The sequence below is a fragment of the Candidatus Poribacteria bacterium genome, from assembly GCA_026706025.1.
Classification (GTDB): domain Bacteria; phylum Poribacteria; class WGA-4E; order WGA-4E; family WGA-3G; genus WGA-3G.
Window position 1 is genome coordinate 360,486 of sequence record JAPOZO010000063.1, and the last position, 15,519, is coordinate 376,004.

General features: G+C 47.6%; 11 protein-coding genes. All 11 read left to right on the plus strand.

The window, feature by feature from the left end; translation table 11 throughout:
• Nucleotides 1-28 precede the first annotated feature (28 nt).
• The 11 genes from OXH00_16450 to OXH00_16500 all read left to right on the plus strand — a co-directional run bounded on the left by OXH00_16450 (nt 29) and on the right by OXH00_16500 (nt 15,508).
• Nucleotides 29-1,210: a serine hydrolase gene (locus tag OXH00_16450; protein MCY3742607.1), complete on the plus strand. Its 1,182-nt coding sequence runs from the start codon at nt 29-31 to the stop codon at nt 1,208-1,210.
• A 214-nt stretch (nt 1,211-1,424) separates the two neighbouring features.
• Nucleotides 1,425-2,603 (plus strand): serine hydrolase, encoded by a 1,179-nt coding sequence (locus tag OXH00_16455; protein ID MCY3742608.1) that lies wholly within the window; start codon nt 1,425-1,427, stop codon nt 2,601-2,603.
• A gap of 303 nt (nt 2,604-2,906) precedes the next feature.
• The gene (locus tag OXH00_16460) at nt 2,907-3,521 is read left to right on the plus strand and encodes a ThuA domain-containing protein (protein MCY3742609.1); all 615 of its coding nucleotides are present in this window, start codon (nt 2,907-2,909) and stop codon (nt 3,519-3,521) included.
• A gap of 13 nt (nt 3,522-3,534) precedes the next feature.
• Nucleotides 3,535-4,653, plus strand: coding sequence for an aldose 1-epimerase (locus tag OXH00_16465; GenBank protein ID MCY3742610.1), 1,119 nt, complete (start codon nt 3,535-3,537; stop codon nt 4,651-4,653).
• Nucleotides 4,654-4,712: 59 nt separating this feature from the next.
• The gene (locus OXH00_16470; protein MCY3742611.1) at nt 4,713-5,618 is read left to right on the plus strand and encodes a hypothetical protein; all 906 of its coding nucleotides are present in this window, start codon (nt 4,713-4,715) and stop codon (nt 5,616-5,618) included.
• 402 nt (nt 5,619-6,020) lie between these two features.
• Nucleotides 6,021-7,196 carry an ABC transporter substrate-binding protein gene (locus OXH00_16475; GenBank protein MCY3742612.1) on the plus strand — a complete coding sequence of 392 codons (1,176 nt, stop codon included), beginning with the start codon at nt 6,021-6,023 and terminating at the stop codon, nt 7,194-7,196.
• Nucleotides 7,197-7,436: 240 nt separating this feature from the next.
• Nucleotides 7,437-7,586, plus strand: coding sequence for a hypothetical protein (locus tag OXH00_16480; GenBank protein ID MCY3742613.1), 150 nt, complete (start codon nt 7,437-7,439; stop codon nt 7,584-7,586).
• A 5-nt stretch (nt 7,587-7,591) separates the two neighbouring features.
• Nucleotides 7,592-11,737: a S8 family serine peptidase gene (locus OXH00_16485; GenBank protein MCY3742614.1), complete on the plus strand. Its 4,146-nt coding sequence runs from the start codon at nt 7,592-7,594 to the stop codon at nt 11,735-11,737.
• Between the two features lie 222 nt (nt 11,738-11,959).
• Nucleotides 11,960-12,976, plus strand: coding sequence for a diacylglycerol kinase family lipid kinase (locus OXH00_16490; GenBank protein ID MCY3742615.1), 1,017 nt, complete (start codon nt 11,960-11,962; stop codon nt 12,974-12,976).
• Nucleotides 12,977-13,581: 605 nt separating this feature from the next.
• Complete coding sequence (locus OXH00_16495; protein MCY3742616.1) at nt 13,582-14,643, plus strand: sigma-54 dependent transcriptional regulator; 1,062 nt, start codon at nt 13,582-13,584, stop codon at nt 14,641-14,643.
• Between the two features lie 445 nt (nt 14,644-15,088).
• Nucleotides 15,089-15,508 carry a hypothetical protein gene (locus OXH00_16500; GenBank protein ID MCY3742617.1) on the plus strand — a complete coding sequence of 140 codons (420 nt, stop codon included), beginning with the start codon at nt 15,089-15,091 and terminating at the stop codon, nt 15,506-15,508.
• The last annotated feature ends 11 nt before the right edge of the window (nt 15,509-15,519 follow it).

Consider the following 15,519-nt stretch of genomic DNA (forward strand, 5'->3'; position numbering starts at 1 on the left):
GCTGATAGCCGAATTATAGGAGATATTGATGGCAATATATGAAGGATTACCGCGAGTTGTGCCTGAAGATGTCGGCATGTCAACTTCGCGGTTGGGACGTATTACACCGGTCATGCAAGGCTATGTTGATGCCGGAAAAATCCCCTGCGCATTAACAATGATCGCGCGTGAAGGCAAGCTCGTCCATTTTGAAAAATTCGGTATGCAGGATATCGCCGCCAAACCGATACAATTTGACACCATCTTCCGCCTCTATTCAATGACAAAGCCGATTACCAGCATCGCTGTCATGATGCTCTACGAAGAAGGGCATTTTCAACTCACCACGCCTGTCTCCGAATTTGTGCCACATTTCAAAGACATGAAGGTTTACACGGAAGATGGTAGTGCTATTGTTGATGCCGAACGTGAGGTGACAATAAAACATTTACTCACGCATACCGCTGGACTTATCTATGAAAGCGATAGGGAGGATCACCCGATTGATCAGCAATATGAAGATGCCGATCTCTACGGCGGCGACCTCGCGAACATGATACAAAAACTCGGAGATATTCCGCTCATTCACCAGCCAGGTGACGCATGGAAGTACGGGATGTCTACCGATGTACTCGGCTACCTCGTACAAATCGTATCGGGTATGCCGTTTGAGACGTTCTTGAAAACTCGTATTTTTAATCCATTAGGTATGAACGACACCGGTTTTTCAGTGAAGGTTGAAAATGCTGACCGATATTCAAAGGTATATGAATTCGGGGAAGACGGTGAACTTCAGGCAATTGAGAAAGTCCATGCTGCAACTGGACCCCTGAGTTTTTTCCATTCTGGTGGTGGAGGCTTGCAATCGACCGCCGCGGATTATCTCCGTTTCTGCCAAATGGTGCTCAACAATGGTGAACTTGATGGTGTACGCCTGCTCGGAAGGAAAACTGCTGAACTCGTCACGATGAGCCACGTTCCACCCGATTGGTTAGCACCTAAGAGAACCGGTACCGGTTTCGGACTTGGGTTCGCCGTTGTCACCGATGTCGCTGATACGCACACGGTCGGCTCTTTAGGCACTTGCGGTTGGGGCGGCATGGCAAGTACCACATTTTGGATTGATCCTGTGGAAGACTTAATCGGTGTTTTCATGACACAATTGGTCGGTGCCGATTCGCCATTCCAGGCACAGTTCCGGGTCTTAACCTATCAGGCACTCACGGAGTGAGGAAGTTAACAGTTGTCAGTACGATTTTTTCTACGAAAAAATCTTTCAGTACTCGGTTAGGAGATTTTGGAACTATCGAAAACCTCTTATAACTGATAACTGATAACTATTCTTGCGGTTACCTTTCATATTCCGACCACAAGAGACCTCTTTAACTGATAACTCTCACTGCGAGGCAAACCGATAACTGACAACTATCTCATAGGAGTTTTTAATGACCTTATATGAAGGATTACCGCGGGCTGTTCCTGAAGATGTAGGTATGTCAACCTCGCGATTAGAACGCATCGCTCCGGTCATGCAACACTATGTTGACGACGGTAAAATCCCCTGCGCTTTAACGATGATCGCGCGTGAAGGCAGACTCGTCCATTTTGAAAAATTCGGCACGCAAGATGTCGCTACTGCGAAACCCGTGGAATTTGATACCATCTTCCGCATCTACTCGATGACGAAACCGATTACCAGCATCGCCGTCATGATGCTCTACGAGGAGGGGCATTTCCAGCTCGGCACACCCGTCTCTGAATTGATTCCCGCTTTCAAGGATATGCAGGTTTACACTGAAGGTGGCGAGGCGATTGTTGATGCTGAGCGAGAGATGACCATAAAACATCTGCTCACACATACCGCTGGAATTATCTACGGTGGCGATTGGGAGCATCCGATTAATGAGCGGTATAGAGCAGCGAATTTCTACGGCGGCGACCTCGCAAATATGGCGCAAGAACTCGGAAATATCCCGCTCCTTCACCACCCGGGTGATGGATGGAACTACGGGATGTCTACCGACGTACTTGGCTATCTCGTGGAGGTGGTATCAGGAATGCCGTTTGAGGAATTTTTGAAAACCCGAATCTTAAATCCATTAGGTATGCATGATACCGCTTTCTCAGTGCCGGACGAAAAGGCTGATAGATATGCGACATTATATGAACCCACAGAAGACGGTGGTATTCAAGTAATTGAGAATGCACCTGTTTCGAGCGGACCCTTGAGTTTCTTCCATTCTGGTGGCGCAGGTTTACAATCGACCGCCGCGGATTATCTCCGCTTCTGTCAAATGTTGCTTAACGATGGTGAACTCGATGGCGTGCGATTGCTCGGAAGCAAAACCGTTGCGCTCATCCGAATGAATCATATCTCTGACGATTGGCAACCCCTTGAGAGAACCGGATGCGGCTTCGGACTCGGATTTGCCGTTGTCACCAACGTCGCCGATACCAATAGCCTTGGTTCTGAAGGCACTTACAGTTGGGGCGGTCTGGCGAGTACGACATTTTGGATTGACCCTGTGGAGGACCTCATCGGCATTCTGATGACACAACTGATCGGTGATTCGCCATTCCACGCCCAATTCCGGGTCCTCACCTATCAGGCAATTACGGATTAGATCACGCGCTGCGTTAGAGGCAGAGCTATTCAGTTTTCGGTTTTTTGGTTTCCCAATTTTAGACCCCAGGACCGGTAGGTTCGGTTTGAAACCGAACCGGATTTACACAAAAACCTTGAAGTCTTCAAAAACTTCTTCAGTCGCGTAGCGACGGCATGTTTATAGAAACGCGTGTCCTCCTATCTTCAGCCCTGTAAGGGCGGTATGTTTATCTGAGGCATTGATTGGGCCCATTGTAAATGCAGTGATTTATGAACCACCTTCAATTAAATTGACGGAACCAAAGGTTTAGGAGAAAAAACTATGAAAATCGCAGTTGTAACCGGCGAACACGGATTTCAAGAAAAACAGTTTGACGCAGTTTTTGAAAGTATGGAAGGTATCCAATTCGTCCGGGAAGACCTGGATATTTTTGTAGACGACCCTAACCAGAAAGACTACGACACTGTCGTCTTTTACAACTTCCACCGTCCATATCCGACAGAAGCACAAGCACAGGCTATTCTCGGTTTGGCGGAACGTGGACAGGGCATAGTAATTCTGCATCACGCCATCTTGGCGTTCCCAGAATGGGATGTCTACTCCGAAATGTGTGGGATTGGCGATCGCGGCGAATTCGGATACTATCCACGGCAAACGCTAAACGTGCAAATCGCTGATGCGACGCATCCTATTACCGACGGTCTGACCGAATGGGAGATGGGTGACGAAACCTATACCATGAAATCTGCTGGCGATGATAGTTCAATCCTGCTAACAGTCGATCATCCGAACAGTATGGATGTCCTCGGTTGGGCGCGTGAATATGGAAAATCCCGTATCTTCTGCTTCCAGAGTGGGCACGATGATGTAACTTTTTCTACTCCAAACTTCCGGGAGGTCCTACGACGCGGCATTCATTGGTGTGCCAAAGCGTAGCGTAGGCGAAAAAATGATTCGTCTTTTCTTCTACCATCAATTCAAAGGACTTTGGAAGCACGCCCGCCGCATTGGCGCGTGTTATGTTCTGTTGTTATGTTTAACGATGCTCGTAAATGCAGATAAAGGGGAAACGATGGCGCATACATCATACACAGTCGCAGCAAAGACGGTTGAAGGTTTTCAAGTTTACTATATACAGCAAGATAACAAAGCAGTTGCTCAGATCGTGCCCGCACTCGGAAATAACTGCTGCGCTTTCAAGGTCGCAGACGGAGAGACTTGGTTGAATTTGATAGACGCACCGCCGGATCTTGCCACACTGGAAGAACGCCCGACTGCTTATGGCAATCCAATCCTCTTCCCGTTCCCGAACCGAATCCGAAATGGCACATGGCAGTTTGAGGGTGAGACCTATCAGTTTGACAAATCACCCGAATCCCCAACGACAATCCACGGTTTGCTATTGAATCAGCCGTATCAGGTCGAGAGCCATACCGCTGATGAAAACGGGGCAACACTGGTATGTTCGCTTAATTCTCAAGATTTTCCCGAAGTCGTCCGCCAATATCCGTTCCCTTTCAAAATTGAGATTACCTATACCCTTAAAGATACTGTGCTAACGATGGAGACTTCCATCAAAAATATCGGCGATCGGAATATGCCGATGGGGTTCGGTATCCACCCATATTTCAGCGTAGACCTCGGCACCGAAGCGGATGCGTCCCAAGCAGTGATTACCGTCCCCGCCGCCGAGTATTGGGAACTTGATGAAGTCCTCGTGCCAACCGGGAGACGGCACACTGTTAGCGGCACACTTGATCTACAAAATGGACAACCGTTTTCACGACTGAAACTCGATCATGTCTTTACAGACGTTCAATTCGTTGATGGTGTAAGTCGCTGCCTCATCGGGAATAAAGATACAGGATACGGTATGGTAATGGAATCCGACGCGCAGTTCAGAGAATTGGTTGTCTATACGCCTCCTAACAGAAATGCTATCTGTTTTGAGCCTTACACCTGCCCAACGGATGCTATCAACCTTGAAGCGCGCGGAATTCCCGCAGGCGTAATTGTACTGGCACCTGATGAAACCTTTTCCGGAACCGTCCGCTTTCTGTTACAGTAGTAGGCACGCTCCGTGTGCCGTTCACCTGAAAACGCAACCTTACTTATGGGGGACACCGCTTGATTCGTGCCTTATTCCTGCTTCCATTTTTTCTCCTAATTGCGCAGCCGTGTATAGCAATCCGCGAAGGCACAGCGACTGCTGACATCTTTATCAGACACTACGCGCGGTCTCGGGACTTCGGGAAACTTGCGCTCTGGCACGAAGCCGCCGCAGAATGCCTTAAACGCATTTCTGTCCCCATGAACGAGGTCGCGCACAACTACTACATCCAGCGCGGATACAAACAGTGGATGGCACGTGCAAAAAAAGAGGCGCGAGAGATTCAGGAGCAGTATAAATACCACCGCAAGCAGGCGAAAATTGCTTGGCAGAAATCGGAAACTCCCAAACCCGCTCTGGCTGCCGAGCGTGAAAATATCGCAAAATTTATCGCAACATGGCTCCCTCGCTATCCCGATCGGTTTTACGAGTTCGGCATCTATCCGACATTTTTCAGGAAACAACGGGAAATAGCAGAACAGAAAGGCGATTATGTAAAGGCTCTCCTGCTTGAAGCCGATGCAGCAGAGATGTGCGCAACGCAATACGAAAAGATTCCGATCGCCTATGGTCTCAAGGATTATCAAAAACACCGAGATGTCTATCGCCAACATGCATCACTGCTCCAGAACCTTGCACAGCAGCACCTAAAAACTTTGCCTGCAGAAATAGATAAAGGGAAACAAATACCAGATGTGTTGGAGACCTGCGTGTCGCCTTCTCGCCGAAAAGCAGACACAGTCCTTCACATCGCAAAATTGGATACACGTGTGAAAACCGCTTTAGGGACTCAAAGAGGGGTTCACGCATATCCACTGTTTCAAGGGTTCGTGTGGATAGTCACTTTCTTCAGTCACAGCCAAGGAAATATCGCTGTTGCAATTATTGACGAAAAAACTATGAAGGTGTTGGATGTGTTTTAACGTGTGTTCAGACTGGCGCGATTTCAAACCGAGCCTATCACTGTCCTTAATCTCTCCATTTTTTTCTTGACAATGGCTGCTAACTATGAAATAATAAAGTCGTTAAGTTTTTCACACCGAAAAGTCAAATTGGAATGTTTAGCACCAAAGCGATTTTTGAGTATTATAGTATGATCTGAAAATATGTTGACATTTCAGTGAACAGCAATTCTGTAAATGTGCTTTTTCGCTGACGGAGTTTGTAACCCCAGCATTCTGTTTGCGTATAGGTAATTGTATTTTTTAGTATAAGAGCGGCTTAATATAAAAGCTCGTTTTTCTTACAATAGCGAATTTGATTGAAGCGGTGCTTTTCTTAAATGGCACTATCCCAGTTTTTATTTGAAAATAAAGGAGTTTAACATGAACATAAGAAGAATCATAACATTCGCGTCTGTATTGGCGATTGTTGTTTTGGCTATCGGGCTTTCCAGTTGCGAAAGGGTGCCTTCAATGATGCCGGATGCTGAAACGCCGCCGATGCCGGATGCTCCGATGCCAGATGAAGGGATTCCTATCGGTCTGGTTGTATCTCTGACAGGGAAGGATGCCGAACCGTATGGGCTACCAATGAAACGCGGCTTTGAGTTGGCGCAAGAAGAGATTAACATGCTCAGTCCTATACCGCTCATGTTCATCCCCGCGGATGATCAGAGTTCCGAAGCGGGAGCGATTGAAGCCGTGCAGCAATTGGTGGATCAAGGCGTACCTGCAATCGTCGGAATCGCTATCTCAGATTACCTTGAAGATGCTTTTCCGATTGCGCAAGAGGCGGGAGTGGTCGCTTTTAGTTCCGTTTCGTCCGCAGCGGGTTTGAGCTCGATTGGGGATTATGTCTTCCGCACCGGTCTCGCTGTGGACATAATGAACCCCAGTGGTGTCATGGCAACCCACGGGAAACTCGGCTATACGAAGGCCGCATTAATATATGATGCCGCTGATACCTACTCCAAAAGCAGTAACGATGAGTTAAAGAAAGCACTTGAGGCAAGTGGTGTCGAGATCCTAATAGAGGAAACCTTCCAAACCGGCGACACCGATTTTTCTCCGCAATTGACCAATATCATGAACATGGCTCCTGAGGCACTCTTCGTCTCTGCGCTATCGGTAGAGATGACGCAGGTTATCATTCAAGCCGGAGATCTCGGTATTCCAGCCACTGTTCAACTGATTGTTCCCGATTTGACAGCAAAAGAAATTCAAGCAGCAGGCGATGCCGCTGAGGGTGCGATTGCTTTTACGGGATGGACAAGTCTGTCTAACATACCCGGAAACCAAGACTTCATCGAGAAGTATCGGGCGAAATACGAAATTGAACCCGAACCATGGGCAGCGCAGTCGTATGCAACCCTCCATATTCTCGCTGCGGCGATTGCGAAGGCGCAACCGGCAGATGCCGCCGCAATCCGAGACGCACTCGCACAGACGATGGATTTCCCGACAATTTTAGGAAATTTCTCGTTTGACTCCAATGGTGAAGCAGTGTATGACCCGATTGTCCTTATGGTCAAGGACGGCACACTTCAACTCTTTGAATAACCCACTATTGGATGAATATAATCAGAGCCTTGTCATCAGCTATTCGCTGATGGCAAGGCTCTTGCTTTTATTTAGGCATTTCTATGAAACCAGAAAGCGTGTAGGTGGTTAATAATTGATAGATGGTCTATTTCGCTTTTGCTACTTTTTTATTAATATGCTAAAATAATTCAACTTGCTAACGCCAATATATGCATTATTTTCATCCTTGCTACAAGACCCCGACTTTGGTCACGATAGATGATGAAAAAGACACATTATCCAGCAAATCCTAAAACCCTGACCCCGACAAGCGAAAGGTCAACAGTTGGTATCTGGCATGTGCATCTCACTTGGATACCACAAAACTCGCTTTCTGATAGCCGATTACTGACAGCCGACAGCCGATAGCCATTATGAAATGTTCTAACATTTTGCCAGTAGGCATCCTACTTCTAATTGTAATCTGCGCCGAATTCTCGCTGATTAAAGCAGAGAATTCACCTTTGGCGGATATTCATTCACATATCACCCCCGGTGAACTCCTAATCCGTTTGACACCAGGGGCAGCGGCAGATGTTGAGCAGTTGCACGCAAACGCTCCTATCTCTATCCTGCACGCAAAACACAATGTAGAATCGCTGCACCCGCTGTTTCCATATCTCGCGCGTCCATCGCTCAATCCAAATCTAAAGCGCATCTACCTGTTACGGTTTTCTCCTGACGCCTCCCTTGAAGCACTCAAAGCAGCATACCAGCAGAACCCGCTCGTTGAGGCAGTCGAATATAACTATCTCCGTCCGACGCTCGCAGACCCAGCCATCCCGAATGACCCAAAATATCCTGAACAGTGGAGTTTGCCACTGATGAAATTACCACAGGCGTGGGCAGTCGAAAAAGGAGACCGGAGTGTCGTGATTGCTATCATCGATTCTGGCATTGATTATAAACACGACGATTTAGCACCCAAAGCGTGGATAAACCCTGACGAAATCCCAGAAAATGGACTCGACGACGATGGCAACGGCTACATTGACGATGTCTATGGTTGGGATTTTACCGATGCACCCAATCTACAAGCCGAAGGCGATTACCTTGAAGGTGATAACGAACCTATTGATGAAAGCGGACACGGCACGCATGTTGCAGGTATTGCGGGTGCCATGCCGAATAACGGGATCGGAATCGCTGGGGTCGCATGGGAGTGTCCACTCATGGCGATACGCGCAGGACTCTCACTCGGTGGGAGCTCTCGCATGCAAGACGATGACTCCGCATCGGCGATCGTCTACGCCGCCGACAACGGCGCAAGCGTCATAAACATGAGTTGGGGTAGCGAGCGCCGTTCTTTTGTTATTCAGGATGCAATTGATTACGCTTATGCGCATGGGGCTGTTTTAGTTGCCGCTGCTGGAAATTCTCAGAAACCTGCTGCTATCTTTCCCGCCGCCTACCGGAAAGTCATCGCTGTGGCATCTACTGAGCAGAATCAACAACGGTTCTACCAATCCAATTTCGGTGCTTCCATTGATATCGGTGCCCCTGGTAACGTAATTCTCAGCACACAGATTAATAACCAGTATCGACTCCTCACCGGTACCTCTATGGCATCCCCGCACGTCGCGGGTGTCGCGGCGCTACTATTCGCAAAACGACCCGCACTGACACATGAAGAGGTGCGGCACATACTGATTAACACCGCCGACCCCGTCCATCAAGAGGATAGTGATGAATTAGATGAAAGATTCGTAGGGGCAGGCACTGTCAACGCTGAACGCGCACTCTTCGCAAGCGGCGCATTACAGGCACGCATCCTCATACCTGAAACCAATAGCGGCGGCGCGGATTCAATTACCTTTGTCGGTAACACTGGCGGCTATAAGTTTCAATCGTGGCAGCTGAGTTATGGCGAATCTACAGTTCCTACTGAATTTACGCCTTTCACGCAACCCGCAGCCACACAAAAAATCGGTGAAACGTTGGCTGTTTGGGATACCACAACCGTTCCAGAGGGTATCTACACTGCTCGGTTAACAGTAACCGCCACGGACGGACACCAAACACACGATCAGGTCGTCTTGAGCGTAGACCGAACACCTCCTCAAGTTATCTCTCTTACTGCAACAGAAACGCTTTACGGTGAGCGAAGTCTTACTATTTTCACTTGGGCAACCGATGATGTTACCCAGAATACCCTCTATTACCGACGTAAGGGGAGCCTCGCACCCTTCGCACCTATTGACACAACGGATCTCGGCGTAGAGCATTCCCTCTCTTTGGGTTTTGAGACTGGGGCTTATCAATTTTTTGTTGAATCAGAGAATACAACGCAGCTCAAAACAAGGGAAGACAACGGCGGCGCGTTTTATGCTATTGATGTCGTTGGCGGGCATATTTCTCCGAGCGGGTTTACTGAAAAACCCCTTGATATTCCGCCGCTTCATATTGCAAGTGTAACGACTGACTTTGACAGGGATGGTCAACCTGAAATCGTCGGAAGCCCGTTGTCATCTGATACGCTTGACACCGAGCTACAGGCTGCGATCGTTGCGATTTATGAACGCTTGCCAAGTGGTAGGTATGAACTTGCGCATACCGTTGAGAACGTTGAGAATCTCTCTAATCTTGAAGAGTTCATTACATGGGCAGTAGATGATACTGACGGGGACGGTTTACTCGAAATACTTGCAACGGATGATGAGCGAACTTTTCTCATGGAGAGTAGCACGCCTCGAGGCTATCCGCATCAAGTTATCTGGGAGACACCTTTCCTCTCTGGCGGTACCATCGCCGACGTTGATCGCGATGGTCAGAAAGAGATTATCGGCGCAGATAATAATAATGATCGACTCCTCGTTTTTGAATACGATAGTCTCACGAACACCCATATCGAAAAAGCAGCTTTGGTAAACGAAACCCCTGGTTCTAATGTATTTGCGCAGCGTTTTGCTATTGACGATTTTGATGGTGATGGGCGCACGGAATTGGTCGCAGGCGATGGTGAAGGTGAACTTTTTATTTATGAGTCTGTTTCTACCAACAATACCTTCCGTCTTGAGTGGCAGACGCAACTACCACTGAAAAATATTACCCAATTCACTTCAGGTGATCTGACGGGAGATGGTAGCCCGGAGTTTGTCGTCGGTGGCTTGCTCTCGCTACCCGATAACCCCTCAGGACCGCTGCTCTGGAAGTTTTTCGTCTTTACGCATACACCGCGCGGCTACGCACTACTGACGGAAGGGGAACGCGAGGCAACGCTCGCAATCGCCCCGCACCGCCGAAACGCTAACAGTCTTGCTATCGCGGATTTAGATCGTGATGGTGCTAATAATTTGATCATTGCGACCTATCCGAACCTCTATGTGACACAGTGGGATGGCACTGCCTTGAAGGCATTGTGGCACAGGAGAATAGAGAAAACACCGATGCTCTTCACTGCTGAACTCAATCAAAATGGATTTGACGAATTTTATGGTAACCTTGAGGACGGAATTTACCGTTTTGAGTCCGTTTTCGCAACAGACCCAGACGGTATTGATAGACTCACACCTTGGAATATTGAGGCGAAACCGTTGACAGAGAAGGCAGTACAGGTTACATGGAACGCTCAGCAGGACGACGAAACGACTGAAGAACAGCCAAGGTTGACACGATCTTTTACCGTCTATCGGGCGCAAGGCGAAAAGGAAGAGGCACCGACGGATGATATGTTTGAGAAAATTAGGGAGAACCTAACTGTCACAAGGTTCTTGGATAGGCATGTGGCGAAAGATAATACCTACTGGTATGCTATCACTGTAAAGGATACCAACGCAACCGAAACCCCTCGCACCGAACCTGTTGCTGCCACACCCAGGGAACCACCCCAATTAATTCGTGCTGCCTATCACCGACCCGGAGGAGAAACGCTGGCAACACAACTTGAGTTTCAGTCTGACATATCTAACGAGATTTCTAAACGCGGAAATTTCTGGGTTATTGTTACATTTGACCGACGCATGAACCTCGGCATTGCCGACGAGAGTCGGTATGTCCTGCGGAAGGTGAAACGGATTGACGGTGTGAATCCTGTATCTGCTATCCGCGACCGGATGGGAACACGCGCACTTTTAGCATTCGATGCAGAGCGTCTCCTTGAACACTTCGGGCAGTCCCTTACCGCTACAGCAGACCGGTATGAAATTTCTGTTTCCAATGTCGCTGATATTGACGAAAACGCTATTCGCGGTGCTACGCGACCCCTTGAAATGCCGAGCAGTATTGCCGAAACAGCCGTGTCCGATTTGATGCAAGTACGCGTCTATCCGAATCCAGTGCGACCCAACGTTGCTGATAAAGGCGTGATTACTTTTGACAGGATACCTATTGGCACACGCATCCAACTCTTTACAGCAAAAGGCGAATTGCTCGAAATATTAGACGTAACCGAGCAGGATCACAACCGAAAAAAATGGTGGCTTACAAGTAATAACACCGCAGACGTCTCCACCGGCATCTATATTTATGTGCTTGAATTTGGTGAGGAAAAAAAAGTGGGAAAAATTGCTGTTATTAAATAGTTATCAGTACGATTTTTCTGCGAAAAATCTTTCGGTTATCAGTTATAGGACTTACGCATTTCGTCTTAAAGTCCCCCTGATAAGGGGGATTTAGGGGGTTTAAAGGGCTAAATTACCGCTTTTTGCGTCCTAAATACCTGATATTCGCTCAATTTGCGTAAGTCCTGAGTTACAAGAGTCCTCTTAACTGAAAACTGAGTACTGACAACCGACAACTATTCAATGAACGACTTTATTCTCATCGCAAACCCAATCTCCGGCAAGGGACATGCTAAGAATGTTGCTGAGCAGGGCTACGCTGCCCTTACCGAATCCGGACAGCACGGACAACTCGTATTGACTTCGGCATCTGGCGACGCAAAACGTTTCGCACAAGAAGCCGTTGCTAATGGAACTCGGTACGTAATTGCTTGCGGGGGTGATGGAACGCTCCACGAAGTGGTGAATGGTATCGCGATGGCTCCAGATGTAACCTTGGGTGTTCTCCCGTGCGGGCGCGGCAACGATTTTGCCGCAGCGGTTGGTATCCCACTGAAGCCTGAAGCGGCGATCGCAACCCTCTTATCTGGCACCCCTATCCGTGTAGATTTGGGACGTTGCTATCAGAATAGTCCTCAGTTAACAGTTAACAGTCATCAGTTAAAGACGGATTTGTTAAACGAAAATCCGTTACCGACAACCGACAACCGACAACCGACAACTATCTCCTCTGATAACCGACAACCGACAACTGACAACTATTTCACCACCATTGCGACTTGTGGTTACGATACGGAAGTCAGCCGCCGCGCAGCCAAAGGCACACCCCTATTTGCTGGCACTGCCTCCTACGCCTATGCAGCTGTAGAGACGCTGTTCTACTACGATCCGCCGACTGTACGTCTTGAAGGCGATTTTGGTACTTATGAGGGACCACTCCTCCTCGCCGCTACCGGCATCACAAGTCGCTACGGTGGCGGGTTTCAGATTGTCCCGGATGCACGTATTGATGATGGACTTTTCGATGTCTGTATCGTCCGACCCGTTTCCTCTTTGACAGTACTCCGACTCTTAGTAACACTTTTCTGGGGCGGTCATGTCGGACACCCCGCCGTATCCATGCACCAGACCCGGACTTTAAAGATTGAAACCGATCCACCCATGCTGTTATATGCTGATGGCGAACCGATGTGCGAAACACCTGCCACAATTGAGATCATCAAGGGCGGATTAACTGTGATGGCACCGCGTGGCACGTAAGGGATACATAGGGCAGCGGGTTTCAAACTACCTTATTTTTCCTCCTGCGTTTCGTTAACATTCAAATGGTCGATACTGATATTATCTCGGATATCGGTGTGAAAGTCAATCCTTGATTCCGCCTACATCAGGGTCATTCAATTTTAACATTTCTCATTTTATTCTGACACCAAAAACCTACAATTGAATAACCCTGACCCAGCCCCTGAGCCATTCAATCCTGAAAAACTATTTTGTCGGAGCGAAACCTTGGAAACCCGATTGATGTGCCTGTCACCAACTATTTATAAGATACACTACTTTTTTCCATCATTTTTGGATAATTTATGACATTTTTTTCCTTTTTTGCACGAAAAGGGCTTAAAAAACTGGTCTATGTAAGATAGTGTTAGACGCATGTTTATACGATTTGTGATGGATATATCTCTCACTTGTAGCATAGACTGTTAGTCTGTGCATACCGATTTCGGCGCGGATGCACCTTTTCTCTCCAAAATTGTGTCTTTAATTATAAAGGGAGTTGATAGTATGACAGCAATGGTAAGTATCAATCCTTGGACTATAAGCACCCGATGAAATTTTTTTCTAGCAGAATCTGTTAATTTGTGGCTTCACGGAACGATATCCGTTTACACCAAACTAACGGTTACATTGAACTCACGTTAACTTTCACGAAAGCGGGTATCATGGCATTACAGAACGAATTTGAAACCAACCATTCCTTTGGCGAAATCATCGGCAAAAACAAGAAAATGCAGCACCTATTCACCCAGATTCAAACGGCGGCAGCAGGAGCTATTAGCGTCCTGATTCAAGGCGAAACCGGGACCGGGAAAGAATTGATCGCAAAATCAATACACGATAACAGTCCTCGGAAAGAAGGACCCTTCGTTGCCATCAATTGTGCTGCAATACCAACCGAATTGATTGAAGGTGAGTTGTTTGGCAATGAACCCGGGGCTTTCACCGGGGCAAACGAGCGTCGAATTGGATACTTTGAACAAGCGGACACTGGTACACTTTTTCTTGATGAAATTGGGGATATGCCATTCACTTTGCAAGCGAAGTTGCTGCGTGTCCTACAAGAACGAGAATTTCAGAGACTCGGCGGCACAAGCCCCACCTCCATTGACATCCGTGTTTTGGCTGCTACGAATCAGGATCTAGAAAATGCTATCAGAGACGGATATTTCCGTGAGGATTTGTACCATCGACTCTCGGCATTCCCTATCGCGGTTCCGTCTCTGAGAGATCGGCGCGAAGATATTCCAATCTTGGCAGATCACTTCCTGAAAAAATATGCTGCAGCCGCCGAAAAACCCATTCGCGACATTTCTACTGATGCCTTACAAATGTTAATGCAGCATGACTTCCCCGGTAACGTGCGCGAGCTGGAAAACGCCGTTGAGAGGGCAGTTTTATATGAGACAACGGACCGACTGCAACCCCAAAGCCTCCTTTTACATCAGACGCGAGGCGGTTCACAACTCGCTACAAGTGACCCGATGGATGCCACCGATATTCTTACGCTTAAGGAAGTTGAACGGAGAGCCATTATCAAAGCACTCAAAACGACGGGCGGTAATATCTCCGCTGCGGCACAAACATTGGGGATTGATAGATCCACGCTTTATCAGAAAATGGAGAAACATAACCTGCGACCGTAAAATGTGTTGTAATATACGACACTGTTGTATTTTACGACACAATACGCTTGAACCTGCTATATCAAAGGCTCCGAAATCCATACTGCTTCTAAATGTGTTGTATTTTACGACACTTGACGAAAAACAACTTTAAGCGATCCGATTACACCGCGTACAGCCCGTATCCCGCGTACCGCCTTGACAAACGAAGTTATAACAGGGCTGGATATCACGATTTCACCAATTGGCACGATTCTTGCTCAACTTATTAAGTTATTGAAGTGTAAGCCAAATCCGTTGATGTTAGTTGCGTCTTACAAAAGGTATTGAGGGATTTTGGCGTTGTATCGCGGACTGCTGCAACAAGCGTGGTTTTTGCGATACTATTTTCTGAATTGTTTGTGTATAATTTTAAGAGACGTGCTATGCTGTTTCATGTCTTTTTTACATAAAGGAGAGTTTTAGAATGGTTAGAAATTTTTTCTCAACGCCGAATGTCATAGGTCGGCTCATGTTTATCCTACTCTTTGTCGGTGGCGTAGTTTACGCGGGAGCGTTTGATGGGTTTGTCGTAGAAACCGAAGCCTCCAGCTGCTGTTGCGGCGGAATGGATGCCGAATCTACCGACGGTTGTTGCGGCGAAACGGATACTCAACGGATACTCTCTAATTATAGTGAGTCTAACTGTTCTGGTTGTATTGATGGTGATGGTGATATAGAATCTACAAGTTGCAGCGTGTGTGACAACTACAAGGACTGTGGTATTTCAGACCAATCCGGCTGTCCTAGCGGTAGTAATTGTGATGGGTCGGATTCATGCTATTGCTCCGACTGGATCTGCGGCGCGGATGACCAGTGTGGCGGGGATTGTGCCAGTGGTAGCTAAGTTTCCAATGT

Coding starts and splice junctions, on each gene's coding strand:
- OXH00_16500 (MCY3742617.1), top strand. CDS start 15,089: ATGGTTAGAAATTTTTTCTCAACGCCGAATGTCATAGGTCGGCTCATG.
- OXH00_16490 (MCY3742615.1), top strand. CDS start 11,960: ATGAACGACTTTATTCTCATCGCAAACCCAATCTCCGGCAAGGGACAT.
- OXH00_16460 (MCY3742609.1), top strand. CDS start 2,907: ATGAAAATCGCAGTTGTAACCGGCGAACACGGATTTCAAGAAAAACAG.
- OXH00_16450 (MCY3742607.1), top strand. CDS start 29: ATGGCAATATATGAAGGATTACCGCGAGTTGTGCCTGAAGATGTCGGC.
- OXH00_16465 (MCY3742610.1), top strand. CDS start 3,535: ATGATTCGTCTTTTCTTCTACCATCAATTCAAAGGACTTTGGAAGCAC.
- OXH00_16475 (MCY3742612.1), top strand. CDS start 6,021: ATGAACATAAGAAGAATCATAACATTCGCGTCTGTATTGGCGATTGTT.
- OXH00_16480 (MCY3742613.1), top strand. CDS start 7,437: ATGATGAAAAAGACACATTATCCAGCAAATCCTAAAACCCTGACCCCG.
- OXH00_16485 (MCY3742614.1), top strand. CDS start 7,592: ATGAAATGTTCTAACATTTTGCCAGTAGGCATCCTACTTCTAATTGTA.
- OXH00_16455 (MCY3742608.1), top strand. CDS start 1,425: ATGACCTTATATGAAGGATTACCGCGGGCTGTTCCTGAAGATGTAGGT.